Origin of the sequence: Aneurinibacillus sp. Ricciae_BoGa-3 (assembly GCF_028421645.1) — a bacterium.
Classification (GTDB): domain Bacteria; phylum Bacillota; class Bacilli; order Aneurinibacillales; family Aneurinibacillaceae; genus Aneurinibacillus_B.
Map to the genome: position 1 here is coordinate 2,449,341 of NZ_CP116887.1, position 19,846 is coordinate 2,469,186.

General features: G+C 42.8%; 15 protein-coding genes. 12 read left to right on the forward strand and 3 right to left on the reverse strand.

Annotated elements, in window-relative coordinates:
• The first annotated feature begins 151 nt into the window (after positions 1–151).
• Together PP175_RS12450 and cysI are read left to right on the forward strand one after the other, a co-directional pair.
• A complete protein-coding gene (locus PP175_RS12450) occupies positions 152–1,972 on the forward strand; it encodes an assimilatory sulfite reductase (NADPH) flavoprotein subunit (protein ID WP_272443103.1) in 1,821 nt (606 codons plus the stop codon).
• 26 nt (positions 1,973–1,998) lie between these two features.
• Positions 1,999–3,717: an assimilatory sulfite reductase (NADPH) hemoprotein subunit gene (gene cysI / locus PP175_RS12455; protein ID WP_272443104.1), complete on the forward strand. Its 1,719-nt coding sequence runs from the start codon at positions 1,999–2,001 to the stop codon at positions 3,715–3,717.
• A 102-nt stretch (positions 3,718–3,819) separates the two neighbouring features.
• Here cysI and PP175_RS12460 read toward each other — a convergent pair whose 3' ends face one another.
• Positions 3,820–5,223, reverse strand: coding sequence for a sigma-54 interaction domain-containing protein (locus PP175_RS12460; RefSeq protein ID WP_272443105.1), 1,404 nt, complete (start codon positions 5,221–5,223; stop codon positions 3,820–3,822).
• A gap of 365 nt (positions 5,224–5,588) precedes the next feature.
• Between PP175_RS12460 and PP175_RS12465 the strand changes: the two genes are divergently transcribed.
• The 4 genes from PP175_RS12465 (at position 5,589) to PP175_RS12480 (ending at position 9,352) form a co-directional block, all read left to right on the forward strand.
• Complete coding sequence (locus PP175_RS12465; RefSeq protein ID WP_272443106.1) at positions 5,589–6,923, forward strand: MFS transporter; 1,335 nt, start codon at positions 5,589–5,591, stop codon at positions 6,921–6,923.
• A gap of 44 nt (positions 6,924–6,967) precedes the next feature.
• Entirely contained in the window at positions 6,968–8,083 is a 1,116-nt protein-coding gene (locus PP175_RS12470) for an amidohydrolase family protein (protein WP_272443107.1), read from the forward strand.
• Complete coding sequence (locus PP175_RS12475; RefSeq protein WP_272443108.1) at positions 8,080–8,433, forward strand: Rieske (2Fe-2S) protein; 354 nt, start codon at positions 8,080–8,082, stop codon at positions 8,431–8,433. The genes PP175_RS12470 and PP175_RS12475 overlap by 4 nt, the downstream gene beginning before the upstream one ends.
• A 163-nt stretch (positions 8,434–8,596) precedes the next feature.
• A complete protein-coding gene (locus tag PP175_RS12480) occupies positions 8,597–9,352 on the forward strand; it encodes an inositol monophosphatase family protein (protein WP_272443109.1) in 756 nt (251 codons plus the stop codon).
• A 61-nt stretch (positions 9,353–9,413) separates the two neighbouring features.
• Here PP175_RS12480 and PP175_RS12485 read toward each other — a convergent pair whose 3' ends face one another.
• Entirely contained in the window at positions 9,414–9,980 is a 567-nt protein-coding gene (locus PP175_RS12485; protein WP_272443110.1) for a class I SAM-dependent methyltransferase, read from the reverse strand.
• Between the two features lie 400 nt (positions 9,981–10,380).
• Complete coding sequence (locus tag PP175_RS12490; RefSeq protein ID WP_272443111.1) at positions 10,381–11,280, reverse strand: SDR family oxidoreductase; 900 nt, start codon at positions 11,278–11,280, stop codon at positions 10,381–10,383.
• A 223-nt stretch (positions 11,281–11,503) separates the two neighbouring features.
• On the opposite strand from PP175_RS12490, the gene PP175_RS12495 reads away from it, so the two are divergent.
• The 6 genes from PP175_RS12495 to PP175_RS12520 all read left to right on the forward strand — a co-directional run bounded on the left by PP175_RS12495 (position 11,504) and on the right by PP175_RS12520 (position 19,808).
• Complete coding sequence (locus PP175_RS12495) at positions 11,504–11,743, forward strand: hypothetical protein (RefSeq protein ID WP_272443112.1); 240 nt, start codon at positions 11,504–11,506, stop codon at positions 11,741–11,743.
• 274 nt (positions 11,744–12,017) lie between these two features.
• Positions 12,018–12,320: an IDEAL domain-containing protein gene (locus tag PP175_RS12500; protein WP_272443113.1), complete on the forward strand. Its 303-nt coding sequence runs from the start codon at positions 12,018–12,020 to the stop codon at positions 12,318–12,320.
• 449 nt (positions 12,321–12,769) lie between these two features.
• Positions 12,770–13,384, forward strand: coding sequence for a C40 family peptidase (locus tag PP175_RS12505; protein ID WP_272443114.1), 615 nt, complete (start codon positions 12,770–12,772; stop codon positions 13,382–13,384).
• Positions 13,385–13,732: 348 nt separating this feature from the next.
• Positions 13,733–13,933, forward strand: coding sequence for a cold-shock protein (locus PP175_RS12510; protein WP_272440957.1), 201 nt, complete (start codon positions 13,733–13,735; stop codon positions 13,931–13,933).
• Between the two features lie 702 nt (positions 13,934–14,635).
• On the forward strand, positions 14,636–18,097 hold the full coding sequence (locus PP175_RS12515) for a BadF/BadG/BcrA/BcrD ATPase family protein (RefSeq protein ID WP_272443115.1): 3,462 nt from the start codon (positions 14,636–14,638) through the stop codon (positions 18,095–18,097).
• A gap of 76 nt (positions 18,098–18,173) precedes the next feature.
• Positions 18,174–19,808 carry a 2-hydroxyglutaryl-CoA dehydratase gene (locus PP175_RS12520; protein ID WP_272443116.1) on the forward strand — a complete coding sequence of 545 codons (1,635 nt, stop codon included), beginning with the start codon at positions 18,174–18,176 and terminating at the stop codon, positions 19,806–19,808.
• Positions 19,809–19,846 lie beyond the last annotated feature (38 nt).

Genomic DNA, 19,846 nt, shown 5'->3' on the forward strand with positions numbered 1-19,846 from the left:
CATTAAACTGACTTAATTTATATGAATAATGTAAATGGAATAAATTTAATCATTTTTCTCTGGCAACTCAATAGCATTAATTGTTAAATCCAGTCATTCTAAATCAAATAACGAACAATAAGTTTATATTCCTTTGGTGAGGTGGGTATCGTTGCAACTTCAGGTAATGAATAGTCCGTTTAATCAGGAGCAGGTAGATCTCCTTAACCGCCTGCTGCCGACCATGACAGAATCACAAAAAGTCTGGCTCAGCGGTTATCTCGCCGCGTCCCAGTTTACCTCCGTTCCGGGGGTACAGGAAGCACCGGCCGCGCAACTTCCAGCACCAAGCGCCGGACAAACAATTTCAAAAGAAGTGACCATTCTTTACGGATCACAGACCGGCAACGCGCAGGGAGTAGCAGAGAATGCGGGCAAGACACTTTCGAGGCGTGGCTTTCAAGTAACCGTCTCGTCGATGAGTGACTTTAAGCCGAACAATTTGAAAAAAGTGCAAAATCTGATTATTGTCTCGAGTACGCATGGAGAAGGCGACCCGCCGGATAACGCGTTGTCTTTTCATGAGTTTCTTCATGGCCGACGGGCACCAAAGCTTGACGATATTCGTTTTTCTGTTTTGTCGCTTGGAGACAGCTCATATGAGTTTTTCTGTCAGACGGGAAAAGAATTTGATCAGCGGCTGGAAGAGCTCGGTGCAACAAGGCTTTACCCGCGTGTTGACTGCGACCTTGACTATGATGAGCCTGCTGCCGAATGGCTTGAAGGAGTCATTAGCAGCTTAAGTGAAGCGCAGGGGGGAAGTACTGCTCCTGCCGTTGCAGCAGCACCTCAAGCTGGTAAATCGGTGTATTCCAGAACAAATCCGTTTAAAGCGGAAGTACTTGAAAATTTAAATTTGAACGGCCGAGGGTCGAATAAAGAAACGCGCCACCTGGAGTTATCGCTTGAAGGATCTGGCCTCACTTATGAACCAGGTGACAGCCTCGGTATTTATCCGCAAAACGATCCAGCTCTTGTAGACACGCTTCTGGTGGAAATGAAATGGGATCCAGAAGAGATGGTGACGGTAGGCAAACAGGGAGACGTCCTTCCGCTCAGAGAAGCCCTCACCAGTCATTATGAAATTACGGTTTTAACAAAACCGCTTCTCGAGCAGGCAGCGCAGCTTTCAGCGAATGAGAATTTACGTGAGCTTGTAGCTCCTGGCAATGAGGAAAAATTAAAAGCGTATCTTGAAGGGCGCGATTTGCTTGATTTAGTCCGTGATTACGTTCTATGGGGTGTATCGGCGCAGGCGTTTATCTCCATTCTCCGGAAAATGCCGGCCCGGCTTTATTCGATTGCCAGCAGTTTGTCTGCGAATCCGGATGAAGTGCATCTGACTATTGGCGCCGTCCGGTTCGAAGCACACGGGCGTGAACGAAAAGGCGTCTGCTCCATTTTAGCAGCGGAACGACTGCAGCCAGGGGATACGCTGCCGGTTTACATTCAGCACAACCAAAACTTTAAGCTGCCAGAAAACCCAGATACGCCGATCATCATGGTTGGGCCGGGCACAGGAATTGCGCCGTTCCGCGCCTTTTTGCAGGAGCGCGAGGAAACAGGTGCGGAAGGAAAATCATGGCTGTTCTTCGGCGACCAGCATTTCAGGACGGATTTTCTTTACCAGACAGAATGGCAAAAGTGGGTCAAAGACGGCGTGCTTACGAAAATGGATGTGGCGTTTTCGCGCGACACCGATGAAAAAGTGTATGTGCAGCACCGCATGCTTGAGCACAGCAAAGAATTGTTTGAGTGGATGCAACAAGGGGCAGTTATTTATATTTGTGGTGATGAGAAAAATATGGCGCATGACGTCCATCACACTTTACTTGAAATTATCGCAAAAGAAGGCGGCATGAGCCATGAGAAAGCAGAAGCTTATCTTGCCGGCATGCAACAGCAAAAACGTTATCAGCGTGATGTATACTGATTTGGATGGAAAGGAGTTTTGTAAACATGGTTAATCCCATTTTAAAAGCGCCGGATGGCCCACCAAGCGATGTTGAGCGCATTAAAAAAGAAAGCAATTATTTGCGCGGCACACTCAAGGAAGTGATGCTGGATAGGATGAGTGCCGGAATTCCTGACGATGACAATCGCCTCATGAAACATCACGGCAGTTACTTGCAGGATGACCGGGATCTTCGCAATGAACGCCAGAAGCAAAAGCTGGAACCCGCATATCAGTTCATGCTGCGTGTCCGTCTGCCAGGCGGGGTGGCAACACCAAATCAATGGCTTGTCATGGATGAGCTTGCCCAGAAAAACGGCAACGGTACTTTAAAACTGACCACACGGCAGACGTTTCAAATGCATGGGATTTTAAAATGGAATATGAAAAACACCATCCAGGCAATTCATGCAACCCTTTTGGATACCATCGCCGCGTGCGGTGATGTGAACCGGAACGTGATGTGCAACTCAAATCCTTATCAATCCAAGATCCACTCTGAAGTATATGAATGGTCGAAGAAGTTAAGTAATGATTTATTGCCGCGCACAAGGGCGTATCATGAAGTTTGGCTGGATGAAGAAAAAGTGGCCGGTACACCAGAGCTTGAAGAAGTTGAACCGATGTATGGACCTCTCTATTTGCCGAGGAAGTTTAAAATCGGTATCGCTGTGCCGCCATCCAATGATATTGATGTCTTTTCACAGGACCTCGGATTCATTGCAATTGTGGAAGATGGCAAGCTTGTAGGGTTTAACGTGGCTATCGGCGGCGGCATGGGAATGACGCACGGAGACAAAGCAACTTATCCGCAGCTGGCTAAAGTTATCGGCTTCTGTACGCCGGAACAAATGTATGATGTGGCGGAAAAAACGATCACGATTCAGCGTGACTACGGAAACCGTTCCGTCCGCAAAAATGCCCGGTTCAAATACACGGTTGACCGTCTTGGGCTCGAAACCGTTAAGGCTGAACTTGAAAACCGTCTCGGCTGGAGTCTCGATGAAGCAAAGCCCTATCATTTCGACCATAACGGCGACCGCTACGGATGGGTGGAAGGTATTGAAGGAACATGGAATTTTACGCTGCTCATCCAGAATGGCCGCGTTGCGGATTTCGATGGCTACAAGCTGATGACTGGCTTGCGCGAGATCGCCAAAATTCATACCGGTGATTTCCGTCTGACGCCAAATCAAAACGTGATCATTGCCAATGTATCCAGTGAGAACAAGCAAAAGATTAGTCAACTGATCGAACAATACAGTTTGACGGATGGCAAGCATTATACGGCACTCCGCCGCAGTTCGATGGCGTGCGTCGCTCTGCCGACGTGCGGATTGGCGATGGCGGAATCTGAACGTTATCTACCGGTACTGCTTGAGAAGATCGAGGAAATTATCGATGAAAACGGCCTGCGCAACGAAGAAATTACGATCCGTATGACCGGCTGTCCGAATGGCTGTGCCCGCCCGGCGCTCGGTGAAATTGCCTTTATCGGCAAAGCGGTCGGCAAATACAACATGCATCTTGGGGCAGCCTTTGACGGCAGCCGTTTAAACAAAATGTACCGCGAAAATATTGGTGAAGAAGAAATATTGAGTGAACTGCGTGTACTTCTTGCCCGCTACGCGAAAGAAAGACAAGAAGGCGAGCACTTCGGTGATTTTGTCATCCGTGCCGGCGTTGTTAAAGCAGTGACAGACGGCACGAATTTTCATGATTGATCCATTGGCATCAGAGACAGGAACCTGTTCCTGTCTCTTTTTATTGGGTCTAATTTAAAAATCACGCCCCAACGCATACCAAATTGAAAATGAAAATTATCCTTACCCTTGATATTCTTTTTCCTTATACGGGATACCGTATTTTAACATTTTTCGTACTAATGTAGTTCGATGCACTCCTAAAGCGTTCGATAAATCCTCAATTGAAGTCACACTTTTTAATTTTTGAGAAATAAATAGTTTCTCAAATTCAGCTGTTGCTTCTTTGAGATTATTAACATTTATTGGAGATATTCTATGGCTTCTAATATTTTCAGGAAGGCTATCAATATCTATTTTACCGTCATTCATGATAATCAGTCTTTCTACGATATTTTGTAATTCACGCACATTTCCTGGCCAATCATACTCAATCAAACTGTCAAATGCATTAGCGCTAAAAAAGGTTTTTCTTTGGAACTTCTCATTATAAATATTGCTAAAATGCCAAATAAAGGATGCAATTTCATCCTTTCGTTCACGCAAGGGAGGTATAGTTATGGGAATAACATTTATTCTATAATATAGATCCTCTCTGAATAAACCATCTGATACAAGCTGACTGATGTCTTTATTTGTTGCGGAAATAATCCTTACATCGACTTTTATACTTTTTGTTCCACCTACTCTCATAAATTGCTGATCTTGAAGAAAAGTCAATAATTTAACCTGTAAGGCAGAAGTTAATTCAGTGATTTCATCAAGGAATACAATCCCTTTATCGGCTAGTTCAAAAATTCCTGGTTTTCCATTTGAAAGAGCCCCTGTAAACGCCCCTTTTTCATATCCAAACAATTCTGATTCTAATAATTGTTCCGGGATGGCACCGCAATTAATCACAAAAAATGGCCGGTCCTTCCTTGTACTTATACTATGTAAATATTTTACAAACATACTCTTTCCTACACCTGATTCCCCCAATATCAAAAGACTTGAATCAACGTCTTTAACTTTATTGATAATATTCATTACCTTTAACATTTCAACACCTCTGACAACAAAGTTTTCTGAGGTTGGTATTAATTTAGCCTTGGTTTCTTCTAGTTGATTTTTGTATTTGATCATCAGCTTGTTATTTTCTATTAATTGATTTTGAATGTTATTTAAGTCTGTTAAATCACGAATAAAATTGATAACCATAGATATTTTATTGTCTTTGTCAAAAACTGGACTACCTGATACTAGAACGACCTTTCCATTATGGGGAAAGTTCTGCGTGCGTGTCACCGGCTTTTTTTCATTTAACACGAGAGTAACAATAGATTGATCATAATATCCTAAATTAAGCAAATACTGTACATTTCTACCGATTATTTGTTCAGGTTGTATGCCTGTAATTTTACTAAAAGATGGGTTTGTTTTTATTACGATTCCATCGCCGTTGGAAATGGAAATCCCGTCATAGGCGGCCTCCACCATTGCATCAAATTCCTGATAAATTAGGCATGAGATATTAATTATATTCATCCTTTCTACGTCTCATTCTAAAGAACTATACAAGGCATTTAATGCATTTTTGCACATGATGTGCATTTCTGCACAAGTGATTTAATAACTAGTTGTTTATATCAATTATAATAACAGTTGAATTTATGTGCAATATTGCAAATATTTAAACAATATAAGTGGTCGAAACAGAGGTTTTCCTGATTAAAAAAATTGGAACAAATATTGCTTTTGTATAGGGTAGATAGCACAGAACAAATTTAAAAATTAGGAGGGAACAAGTCAGTCGAAGTTGAGTAATGCACTTAATTAACTGTTTTGGGGCTGTTCAGAATGCGAGCGCTTCCGGATAGTGGTCAGTTACTCCAATGAATGAGGTGGTTATATTGAGTCAAACCGCAAACAGGAAAGAGCTTAAAAAAAGTCAGCCAATAAAAGCGGCATTATCAGCCTTTATAGGAACTACCATCGAATGGTATGACTTCTTCTTATATGGGACTGCAGCAGCGCTGGTTTTTCCGCAACTTTTCTTTCCTAAATCTGATCCCTTGGTTGGAACACTTGAAGCATTTGCAACCTTTACACTTGGGTTTTTAGCTCGACCAGTCGGCGGAATTATTTTTGGCCATTTTGGGGATAAAATCGGTCGTAAATCCATGCTAGTAATTACTCTTCTAATAATGGGGATTTGTACTACCCTAATTGGTTTATTGCCTGTTTATGAAAGCATAGGTTTTATGGCGCCGCTCCTGTTGATTGTTTTACGTTTATTGCAGGGCATTGGAGTTGGAGGCGAATGGGGAGGCTCTGCATTAATTTCTGCTGAACACGCCCCTGAAGGAAAGAAGGGTTTGTATGGCAGTTTTATGCAGACAGGAGTGATAGGCGGACTCTTACTATCAACCTTAATTTTCAGCATGACTTCAATGCTTCCTGAAGATCAATTTCTATCATGGGGTTGGCGGATTCCCTTCCTAATTAGTATTCTCCTGGTGATTGTTGGGCTATTTATTCGATTACGTGTTATGGAAACACCGGATTTTGAGAACGTAAAAGATCTGGGGAAACAAGCTCGCTTCCCAATCTGGGAAGTGTTAAAAAATTATCCAAAACAAGTGCTGCTTGCCATGGGAGCGCGTTTTGCTGAAAACGTGTCGTTCTATATCTTCAGTACATTTGCACTCACATATGGGACGACACATTTACATGTGCCCAGGAGCATGATACTCAACGGAATAACTTTGGCATCGGCTATCGAACTTATTACTATCCCACTGTTTGGTGCACTTTCCGACAGAATTGGGCGTCGTTTATTATTTCTGGGAGGAGCGGCTTTCACAGCTTTGTTTGCTTTTCCATTCTTTTGGATGATCAATACAGGGTCAACTACTGTCACTTGGCTCGCTTTTGCAATTGTTTTTGCTATCGGACACGGCGCGATGAATGGGCCTGAGGTTGCCTTTTTCTCTGAACTTTTTGAAGCAAGAGTACGTTATAGTGGGATTTCACTGGGTTATCAGTTATGCTCAGTATTTGCAGGAGGGCTAGCACCGCTTGTTGCTTCCTCTTTGCTTGCCTGGACAGGAGGAAATCCCTGGTCAGTAGCCCTTTACTTAATCGGGGCGTGCCTCGTAACATTTATATCCGTATGTATAGCGTCTGAAACCAATAAAAAACATGTATATCTCAGCTTAATAGAGAAAGAAACAGTTGAATCATAGCAAGAGGTGGACATCCATTAAACAAAAATGGGAGGTCAGATCATATGAATCATTCCACAACAAATAAAGCAGCTAGTTTAAAGCACGGCATTATAGATTGTGATGTACATCAGTCAGTAAAAGACTTTAATGATTTAAAACCTTATATTCCAAGGGTATGGTGGGATCGATTGAGTGCCTATGAGGCAACACTCCCGCTACCCATCTTTAAACCGATTCCACTGAACCGACGTGATGCAGCACCTGGTAATGGACTACCACCTGGGTCAGACCCACAATTTGCCAAAGTCGATTTACTTGACCGCTACAATATAAGCAAAGCGATTCTGACAGGTAACCTGCTTACAGTGTCCGCTCATAATAATCCGGACTACGCGGCAGCAATTGCCTCTGCATTTAACGACTATACTCTGGACAATTGGATACCAACAGATAGTCGGTGGCTAGCATCTATCGTTGTTGCGACTCAGGATCCTTTATTGGCAGCACGTGAAATTGATCGTCTGGGCTCGCATCCGAAAGTGGTTCAGGTTCTTTTAACTGATGGATCACGTGAACCCTACGGACAACGTCGATTCTATCCGATTTATAAAGCGGCAGTCCGTAACAATTTAATAATTGCTATACACGGTGGTGGCCAAGGAGAAGGCATTAATCCCCCAACTTCAGCTGTAGGTTACCCTACGACAAATTTTGAACGCCACAATATCTTAGCGATCCACCAAATGTCACACCTCAACAGCATGGTCTGTGAAGGCATTTTCGAAACTTTTCCCACGTTAAAAGTAATTTTCATCGAAGGGGGATTAGCGTGGGTACCACATTTGATGTGGAGAATGGACAAAAATTTTCGGGCGATGCGAAGCGAAGTTCCATGGTTAAAAAAGAAACCTAGCGAATATATTATTGACCATTGCCGATTTACAACACAGCCTATTGAAGAACCGGATAATTATGAACTTATCCAAATGCTTAGAATGATGAGGGCAGAAAAAACAGTGCTGTTTGCAACAGATTACCCACATTGGGATAATGACAGACCGTTGTATGTCTTAAATAAACTACCTGAGGATCTGCGCCCACGTGTCGCATATGATAACGCTGCTGAAATCTATCATATAAATAGCAACCATCTTAATAAAGAAGGTGAATTAGTATGATGAAATACGATGCAGCCAATGTTGGGGAGATAGAAGTGGGGAGTTGTAAGATTGTAAGCATCGAGGGACGAAGTATCGGTATTTACTATGACGGTGAGAATTATTTTGCCATCCGTAATGTATGTCCCCATGAACAAGCAGAATTGTGTAAAGGTAAAATTACAGGAACCACATTGACGTCCAAACCACATGAATATATTTACGGAATGGATGGAGAAATTTTGGTTTGTCCCTGGCATGGATGGGAGTTCAATATTAAGACTGGGGAGTCACTCGTCGATCCTAATCGGTACAAAGTAAAAGTTTATCATGTATCTGTTGAAAATAATAGAATTATGTTACACATCTGAGATAAAATAATAAGTAGATAAGTGAGAGATGTAAAACATTAATCATTCCGGCACTTTGATAGCATGATCAAAGTGCTGTACTTATGTTATGGTTTGGACAAAATTCACTCTGGCTAGCATAGCCAAATTAGAGACATTGAATGAGAACTTGGGGGAGATAATCATGTGGAATAACTATTTGTCCTTTGCGAAAGAGCTTGTTAAGGAATGTGGGGAAATAATTAAAGCAAATGCCGGAAATGCTGGTACTGAAACGTTCAAAAGCAAGACTGACATTGTGACAGCAATGGACCTGGAGGCGGAAAATTGGATGATTAAGCGCATTCAGGAACACTTCCCTGAACATAGAATCTTTAGTGAAGAAGTGGGGGCGATTGGCAATTCCGGTGACTTCGAGTGGGTGATCGATCCCATCGATGGAACTGTGAATTATTCCGTTGGCCTTCCGTTCTATGGAATCTCCCTTGCTTTAGTTCACAGCGGACAAACGGTAGTAGCGGCCACTTCGCTGCCTGCCCTTGGAGAAATATTCTGGGCAAGCGCAGGAGGAGGAGCATTTTTAAATGGGAAAAAAATTAAGGTTCGAGACGCCTCCCTGGCAGAGGCATTTGTTTCTTTTGGGGATTTCTCGAAAGAAGGAAATCGGCAGAGTAACCACTGCCGGCTCGCCGCGTTAAGCGCCATCGCCAATGAGGTGTTCCGCATCCGTATGGTTGGGTCAGCTGCATTATCTTTGGCGTACATTGCGTGTGGTCGTTTAGATGCAGCCGTCTATGTCCGCCCGAATCGCTATGACGTCGTTGGCGGTATGCTTCTGATACAGGAAGCAGGCGGTATACGGTGTGAAAAAGCAGGCTATACGGTATATGGCAGCCAAAAAGTAACGAATCCGTTGGCAGAGCTGTTGCCTGAGTTATAAAATAGCGTAGAGGTGGAAGTTAGTTAACTCGCTTAGGCGCAGACAACAGTCTGTGTCTTTTTTATTTTATTCCTTCATAGATCCGAAGAGGTGGAACATTATACAAGCAATATTCGTCATGTACTTGGGTAAAATGCCGGTCCATATGGTGTTTTAAATGATTATTTTTTTGATAAAAAGTTTGGTAACAAAGAAATTTTCCACCCTTTGAGAGGGCTTCTGATGTAACGGATACAATTTGATCTCTTAATTGATCGTTAAAGAAGGAAAAGGGGATACCGGACAAAATATAAGTTGCCTTGTTTTCGCCGGAGTCATTTAGGATATCTAATATATTTTCCGCACTGTCGTGGTAAATAGTGATCTGGTGGCTCTTATACTTTTGTCGTAAAACTGAAACGAAACTTTTGTTTCGTTCAACCACGATGATTCGAGATTCAGGACATAGCCGGGACAGAATATAATCGGTAAATACGCCGGTCGCTGGTCCATATTCAACGATGACATTTTTCTGGGTAAAATCCATCTTTGAACAGACTTTTTTTACTCCATACAACGAAGTAGGCATTAGCGAAGCAACCTGTTTATCTTTCAACATATTTTTTATATAGTCATAAGTTTGGATCATACAATAAACCCTCTTTTTTTAAAGATGCTAGGTAATCTGGCACGTTACTTTAAATGCGTGCGATTTAGACAATAGATTATTACTTTACTCAGGAACTTAATGTTAGCATTCCATTTATTTGTAACAATATACAAAAACAAGACACCATCATATAAAAGCAACAGTCTGTATGGTCGAAAAACGGTCATTAAATTTCTAAAAAAATAAACGTTGCAAAAAAAATGCCCGTAGCACATAACCTACGGGCAGTGAGAAAGAACGAGATTAATTTAAATTACAGTAACATTATATCACTTGAATAAGTAAAAAACGATGTTTCCAGTTAAATGCCAGAAATGGAAGCTGCAGAAGGTGACTTTGTACAGAAAAGCTTCTGAGAGTCCATTGGACGAACATACTATTATGTTTCCGTTATGATACCACCGTTGACATGCAGCACCTGTCCCGTAACGAAAGAGGAATCGTCCGACGCCAAATATATGTAGGTTGGCGCAAGTTCGAACGGCTGGCCGGCGCGCTTCATGGGTGTTTCCAAACCGAACGTTTTTACATAATCGGCCGGATAACTGGAAACGATGAGCGGTGTCCAAATGGGCCCTGGTGCCACGGCGTTCACCCGGATGCCATGGCCAACTAATTGAAGTGCCAGTGAACGGGTGAACGAGACGATCGCACCTTTTGTCGAAGAATAATCAACAAGCAAAGGAGCGCCCGCATATGCTGTCACGGATGCCGTCGATATAATTGAACTTCCCGGTTTCAGGTATGGAAACCCGGCCTTCGTCATGTAGAAATGCGGAAAAATGTTAGTTCGGTACGTATCCTCGAGTTGTTCTTCAGAAATATCCAAAATGCTTTCTTGGGGAAACTGAACTGCTTGATTTAAAATAAGCACGTCAAGCTTTCCGTACACCTCCAGTGTTTCCCTTACCACTTGCTGGCAAAATACAGGTTTGCGCAAATCACCTTCGATCAGCAGGCAACGGCGCCCGTAATACTCCACCATCTGCTTAGTCACTTCGGCGTCCTCGCGTTCATACAAGTAGGCGATGGCTATATCCGCCCCTTCTTTTGCGAAGCCGATTGAGATGGCGCGGCCGATGCCGCTGTCGCCCCCAGTAATAATGGCGATTTTCCCCTCCAATTTTCCACTTCCCTTGTATTTGGGATTATCGGAAATTGGGGCCGGGTTCATTAAATACTCCAAACCAGGCTGTACATCCTGATGTTGCGGCGGAAAAGTGATCGGCACCTGCCGACAGCGTGTCTCATAACTGTAATACGGATACATTGGAATCATCGTGAATCATCCTTTGCTCTTATAGTCAAAAACAAAATATTCGCTCAGTATCCGATTGGTGCCCATGATGCCACACTTGATTCTAATTACCGGGATGAGGATAGTTTATTGAGGATAATAGTGGACGCGTTACATTCGTTTAACGTCCTGAGAAAAAAAGTATGAAATACATTTTGTAGCAAATAGTAACATCGTGCGAAATTTAATTGTAAGGAGAGTTTATATGAAGAATCAACAACTGAACACAGTGAATAATAATCTCAGTCAAGCAGTAGATAAGTCTCAACAATCCATTGTTCAATCGTTTCAAGATGATGTAACTGCGGCAAAGGACGAACTTGCACAGGCTCAAGCAACAGGAATTCAGGATGCCATTGACAATGCAAAGGAAGAAGTTAATCGAACCAAAACCCAATTAACACAAGCTCAGAACACCGTTACTAATACTTCTCAGCAAAAATAATCGCACGAATTGATAAAGAATCGAACAAGCGCTTACCGTTATTCACTGGTAGGCGTTATTATTTTTAGGTAAGTACCGTGGAGCGAAACTGGCAGGAGTACCAAATTCACCGTCGGATACTCTGCCTATCGCCATAAGTTTAAGTATGGAAATATCGTTGTGTTAAATCGATAAATATGGGGGATTACATTTTTAATCCGCTTTGCCCAATCGATTCCGAATGCTTGCTCATACGTTGTAAGTAAAGGAATTTATTCAGCAGGAGGCAATACCATTGAAAGTAGGTGATTGGGTCCATACCATCCATGAAAAACATAAAATAACAGGCTTTATAACGGAAACGAATGACAAAATGGTAAGGATTTTCGTGACTATACCAAAAAATTATGGGGTGCTTGTTGTCAATAGAAACCTTATCTTGAAACCTAGTTTGTTGATACATCCGAAAGACTTACCAAGCTTAATTGATTTTTCTCTTGATACAAATGACAGAGAGTGGTTCTATCGTTTAGTAAGAGAACTCAAATTGTGGAATACTCCAGGAATAACAAAAGGTGTATTATGGTCAGATGATTAGTTGAAATACAAAATCGTTCCTGCTGGGAGCCTTTATTTGTGGTTGGTAATCTGATTAAGTGTCACTTTCTACGTAGGATGTAGGTGACATGGGGGTACGTAGCTAATTTTGAGCCTTCAATGGCTCTTTTTATTTTGTCCATGACTCATCTTCATTAAAAGCCTTTATTGTATTCTACAATATTAACAAATGCAACGCAAATTGCTAATGATACTGGTTCGATAAGTAAGATTACCAAGTTTATACTACAAGGTGTCATAGTAAAAAATTCATAAGATTTTTGCGTCTTGGATGCCAGTGAGCAGCCCGGTAAGGGATTAATCCACTTAAATACCACTGAAGAAGGCTAATAACATCCGTTAAATGGAAAAATGAAGAAGCTCCACAGCTTGGCTATACATGATACGATATATATGCAACAAGAAATACACATTAAACGGAGGTCCTTTATGAAGAAAATTATTCCATTAACGTTCATTGGTGTGCTTGCCTTTACTAATGTCGCATTCGCTCACAGTTCATATGTGCCTAAATTTAAAGTAAATGCGCATGCAAAGGTAACAACATCCGCTCCTAGTCAACAAACAGATGTGCAGCCTTCCACAGCAGCTCCTGTTCAACAAGCTGCTATGCAACCTTCTGCACCAGCTCCTGTTCAACAAGCTGTTGTGCAACCTTCTGCACCAGTTTATTCTGCAAATGGAGTAGTACAAACGGCTAAATCGATTGTGGGGCGCGGACATTACGCTCACACATATGATCCTGCACATTTAACATTCGATTGTTCAGGATTTACGTATTACGTATTCCAGCAGAACGGAATCAATCTACATAGTAAGAGTCCAGCGGGTCAAATGAGCCAGGGGCAGTATGTGCCAAAGTCACAACTGCAGCCAGGTGATCTTGTTTTCTTCGGATCCGCAAGCCATGTGCAGCATGTGGCCATTTACGTAGGGAACGGACAAGTAGTAGACGCGGCCAATTCGCAGCGCGGCGTAACATACAGCAATCTAAGCTGGTCCTGGTATACAAATAGCTATTTAACTGCCAGACGTGTTCGATAAATAACATAAGCACGCTAGAAGAGCTTGAGATCGATAGAATCACAAGCTCTTTCTTTTTTTCCTGATGTACTATATCCCTACAAGACAAGCACAGGGATAAGGCATGATAAGTCTACTTCCGGACATCAGATAAATTATGCAGAGAAAAGAAAAATGATGATTACTTGTTGTTATTTGGCAATGCCTATGCTATAATTCATTTAAAGCTTAAATATGTATTGATGTTTATAATTCACATGTTATCAGGAGTTATATTTTCGATGTATATGTCTCGTGATAATATGTGAATTTTTATTTTCTACGGTAAATATCAAAAACATATTATAATAAATCTTTTGGAGGTTCTTAATGAACACAGGTACAGTAAAATGGTTTAATGCAGAAAAAGGTTTTGGGTTTATTGAAGTCGAAGGTGGAGAAGATGTATTTGTACATTTTTCTGCAATCACTGGAGATGGATTTAAATCTCTTGAAGAAGGACAGCGAGTAAGTTTTGACATTACCCAAGGTAACCGCGGAGCTCAAGCTGCAAACGTTGTAAAGTTATAAACTGTAAACTGTTAGGCTGTTAACAACCATGTTAGCAGCCTTTTTTAATGTATAAGCGTACTATGTCAACCCCGTGTGACTTCAACCTCCATATATGGTGTGTTGGTGATAAGATTGAAGTTCCCTGTCAGGTACTTTTATCTTACTTGAAGTCGCCGGGGATTTTTTGTGTTGAATAATGGTAATTTCATTATTTCATACACCAGACAGTATAATCTTTTATTACATAGACAAGCGTAATTCGATGTTCAGTGAAACCAGGCTATTCCACTAGTTAAAGAAGGGTATTCATCTAACACTCGTCCTTACTCAGCTGCATAGTATGAAACGTAGTTAAATCCTTTGAACATGGGAGGAGATAGCATGAGTTTTTTTGGTGAAAGAGAAGAAATTGGGGTCATTCTTGTCCTCTTCATTCTGTTAGTCATTATCGCGTGTGCTTGTGATTAATTGAATAACCAATTTATCCAAGTAAAAGGAAAGCCCACCTGAGGTCAGGTGGGCTACTTTACCATAATGCGTCTGCAAGAAGTCGTCTCTTGCACCAATTTGTACTACACAAAAAGTCATTCGTTCTGTAAATATTGCAGAATGGATGGCTTTTTTTGATTACGTGTATCCATAAAGAATATTTTCACTATGTATATATAACTTACCAAGTAAAAATAATAAATTTATCTTAGCTGGATAAGGAGTAGTTTCATGGCGGATATAAACCAAAGGGTAGATTCTTTAATTATAGGGATTGACGTCGGCTCAACGACTGTGAAAGCAACAGTAGTGAATCCAATAAACAAAGAAATTTTGTGGTCCGATTATCAGCGTCACAATACAAAACAAGCAGAAAAGGTCTTAGAATTTTTAATTTTCATTGGAAATGAATTTTCCCATATCAAACAAGAAAACATTCGTGTATTTATTACAGGATCCGGTAGCGGCCCAATTGCCGAACACATTGGAGCGAAGTTTGTTCAGGAAGTGAATGCCGTCACGATGGCGGTGGAACAACTTCATCCCGATGTTGGCAGTGTAGTGGAACTAGGGGGACAGGATGCTAAAATCATCATTTTCAAGGAAAACGAGGAAACGGGGAGTAAGCAAGCACTGACATCCATGAATGACAAGTGTGCATCTGGCACTGGAGCTACGATTGATAAGTGCATGATTAAAGTTGGTATGCCAATGGACGCAGTGGGCAATCTACACTTTGACGATACAAAATTACACCATGTAGCTGCCAAGTGCGGTGTATTTGCAGAAACGGATATTGTCAATCTGGTGAAAAGCGGAATCCCGTCTGCCGAAATCATGTGCTCCTTAGCGGATGCGATTGTTATGCAGAACCTTTCCGTCCTAACTCGTGGAAATACGCTTCGACACCGTGTTCTTTTGCTTGGCGGTCCAAATACGTACCTTCCCTTTCTGCAAGAATGCTGGCGAAAGCGGATACCTGAGACGTGGGAAGAGCGGGGATACCAATATCCAAAAGACGTCCCCATAGATCAACTGATTTTTGTACCGGAGAATTCACAGTATTATGCTGCTTACGGTGCGGTTATGTACGGCATGCATGAACCGGTTGGCGTGGGCAGCTATACAGGGCTGGAAAGTCTAAAAGAATTTATCGCTCACGGCCGTAAAGCAAAACTCGGGGAAAATGCCGGTCCGCCTCTAGTAAGCAGTGTAAATGAAATGGACGAATTTCGTAAGCACTATCGCATTCCACATTTTACACCAGCTCCCTTCCTGCCTGGACAGAAGGTAAGAGGCGTGATCGGACTTGACGGCGGCTCTACTTCTTCAAAAGCTGTGCTGGTTGATGAGAGTGGAAATATTTTACTAAAGGAATACCAGCTTTCCAAAGGCAATCCCCTCGAAGATACGAAAGAAATGTTAAAGAGAATCCGGGATAGGGTGACTGGACAGGGAGCTGATTTGGAGATTATCGGTTTTGGCGCCACGGGCTATGCGGCGGATGTTTTAGAAAAAACGTTAAAGGCTGATGTCAACATCGTGGAGACCGTTGCCCATATGATGAGTGCCGTTCATCAATTTGGCGATATCGACGTCATCTGTGACATTGGCGGCCAGGATATCAAGGTTCTTTTTCTTAAAAACGGGGATATCCGTAATTTTAGGCTCTCCAATCAATGTTCCGCCGGGAACGGAATGTTACTGCAAGCCATGGCGGACCAGTTCGGTATTCCGGTTCAGGAGTATGCGGATACAGCCTTTAACGCGCAATTGTCGCCTAAATTTTCATATGGTTGCGCGGTATTTCTGGATGCGGATCGGGTGAATTTTCAAAAGGAAGGTTATTCGAAGGAGGAATTATTAGCCGGTTTAGCGCTCGTATTGCCTAAAAATATATGGCAGTATGTGGTGCAGATTCCACGCATGGCGGAACTGGGACGCAAATTCGTTTTACAGGGAGGCACTCAATATAACTTAGCGGCCGTAAAAGCTCAGGTCGATTACATTAAACAGCGGGTTCCAGATGCAGAAGTATATGTTCACCCACATCCAGGAGAAGCAGGGGCGATTGGGGCCGCCATGGAAACACTGCGTGTTGTCAAGCGCCGGGGGTATTCCACGTTTTTGGGCCTCGATGCAGCGATTAACCTGTATTATATGACCCGTAATGATGAATCAACCCGCTGTACATTTTGCCCCAACAATTGCAGCCGAACCTTTATCGATTCGAAAACACCAGATGGAAACATGGCACGCTATATATCCGGTTTTAGCTGCGAAAAAGGAACAGTTGAAAATAAGGAAGCCGTTATCAAACTAACCAAAGAGCGGCAGGAACTCAAGAAACACTATCCGAACCTGGTAGAATACGAAGCACGTCGCATGTTCCAGCATTTCTATGATTATCTGCCATTACCTGAACCGGATACGTCAGTGGATGATATTCGCATAGAGCGCAGCTGGTTCGGGGTGAGAAAAAGGAATGTTCGGCGTTTGTTTCAACGCTCGTCTATCGAAGCCATGGAACGGCGTAGCAAGCTTCGGATCGGGATACCTAAGGTACTTAACATTTGGTCTACTGCCCCTTTTTGGCGGACCTATTTCGAAACGCTTGGCATCGACCAGCGTAACCTTATTTTTAGCGATAATACAAGTGAGGAAATGTGGCAGGAAGGAGGAAAGTACGGTTCAATTGATCCGTGCTATCCATCTAAGGTGGCGCAGGCTCATATCCATAACCTATTGTTTAAGCACCATAGTGAACGAAAACCGCTTGATTACATCTTTTTCCCTTGTATCACGCATATACCAACCCATCTGCAAAACGTAATAGACTCGGCCAGCTGCCCCATCGTAGCCGGTGCTCCAAATGTCATTAAGGCCGCCTTTACAAAAGAAACCGACTTTTTTGCGACAAGAGGGATTGCGTACCTTGATCCGGCAGTTACATTTACAGAACCCAATCTAATGAGGAAGCAGCTCTATGAGGCTTTTAAAGATTACCTTCAAATCACGGAGGATGAAAGTAACTTCGCGGTGGACGAGGGTTGGAAAGCCATGGAGTTGTTTGATTCGGAAATGCAGGAGAAGGGACGATTGATTCTTGAGCAGGTTGAAAAGGAAAATCGCCTTGCGATTCTCATGATTGGACGTCCTTATCACTCAGACCCGGGTCTAAACCACAACGTTTTAGATGAGTTTCAAGTGATGGGCTATCCCATCTTGTCTATGCGCTCGATACCTAAGGATGAGGAGTGGCTTCACCGTTTTTTCAAAGAGGACCTGGAAAGCGGGCGTGTTGAATATGCATTGGAAGTGACCGATGTGTGGCCAGAAAACTTCAGTTCCAACAGTGTACAAAAGGTATGGGCCGCCAAATTTGCCGCGCGTCATCCGAACGTAGCCGTGTTGGACCTGTCGAGCTTTAAATGCGGACATGATGCTCCAACTTATGGAATGATTGACTCGATCATATCAACTGCAGGCACACCGTATTCGGCATTACATGACATCGATGCCAATAAGCCGAGCGGTTCCATTAAAATTCGTGTCAAGACATATGCGCATAGCCTGAGCCTGCATGAAGAACGGTTGCAGGATTTGGCACACAAAAAAGCGGAACTTCAACAGCGTATTGAGCGAAAACGGACGGAACTGCTGAGCCAGAAACAGAACGAACAGGTAATGTGATATGAAAAGGCATATAGTTTTTCACACGGAAAATTAAGATGTCCGTACTTTATTAGACTAAGGAGTGAAGCACATCATGACTACCACATATAAAGAACAACCCCAGAATCGTCATTCCGTTGAGGATGAGCTCCGTATGTTTCAAGAGGAACAGGAAGCGGCATTAGGTTTAAATAAAGAAAAAAAGGAACAGTGGTTTGATCCTGTTCCCCGTCAGTTTTTACTTAAAGATCGAGTAAGTACAACCATTCTTTTTGGGGGGCTCACCATGGCGCAGGATTATCTGGTCGAGGGAGCATTAGAAGGATTGGGTTACCAGGTAAAGCATATGGACTGCCCGGACAACGAGTCGCTTCGTTACGGAAAAGAGTTCGGCAATCGGGGACAGTGCAATCCCACTTATTTTACGGTAGGCAATCTCATTAAATATCTGCATCATCTTCGCGATGTGGAAGGAAAATCAAAGGAGGAGATCGTCCGTAATTACCTTTTTATAACGGCAGGTTCCTGCGGTCCCTGCCGCTTTGGAACCTATGTTACAGAGTACCGAAAGGCACTGCGGGATGCAGGATTTGATGGGTTTCGGGTTCTATTGTTCCAACAACAGTCGGGTTTAAAACAGGCCACCGGTGAGGAATCGGCTCTTAAGTTAGATACGTCATTTTTTGCTGGATTTCTGAAAGCGATCCTCTTGGGAGATATTTTGAATGCGGCAGGCTACCGTATTCGTCCTTATGAAGTGGAGGCAGGGGCAACGGATGCCGCTATAGATCGTTGCAAACAGTATTTGCATCATGCCTTAAGTAAGCGAAAGTGGCTCGGATCAGCATTGCTTAAATGCCGCAAAGAATTAAAAGCCGTTCGCGTTGACCGGATTCAGGTGAAACCTAAAGTCAGCATCATCGGCGAGTTTTGGGCCATGACAACAGAAGGAGATGGCAACTATCAATTGCAGCGTTTTTTGGAAAAGGAAGGGGCTGAAGTTGAAGTGCAATCCGTTACGGCCTGGATCTTGTATCTCATTTGGGAAGGGCGCTATGATACCGTTCAAAGAATGAAGCTACGAAAAGCAGACTCCGGCCGTCATGGCTTAGAAGGGAAAAATCCCGCTGTAGTATTGCGTATGTTGGGATTGGCTGACCGTACCATTCGAGTAGCTTTCCAAATGTACGCCAAGGCACTCGGCTTTTATGATTATCATTTGCCCGATATGGATGAAATCGCGAAGGTTGCCCATGACCATTACAACAACCAGCTACGCGGCGGAGAAGGACATATGGAAGTGGGAAAATTGATTCTTAACGTGGCCAAGCGTAAAGTGAATATGACAGTTTCCGTCAAGCCATTCGGCTGCATGCCGTCTTCCGGAGTATCCGATGGCGTTCAATCGCTCATCACTGAAAAATATCCTGAAGCGATCTTTCTTCCGATTGAAACGACAGGGGATGGAGCGATCAACGTACAGAGCAGGATACAGATGATGCTGTTTAAAGCGAAACAGGCTGCTCAGAAGGAGTTCGAGGAAGCCTTATCCAAAAAAGGACTCACGGCTCATCAACTTAAACAAATACCGGATCATACGAAATTTACTCAACCATTGAAAACAAATAAACACGTCGTTGCGTGTACGGCGGCAAATGTGGTTTATGGGATGCGCAGTTTAAGCGGATTCTCCTTTCGGCGAAACAAAGAGGGTGTGGAAGGGGTTTAACTAATATATGAATTTATAGGCATAAAAATAAAGTTACA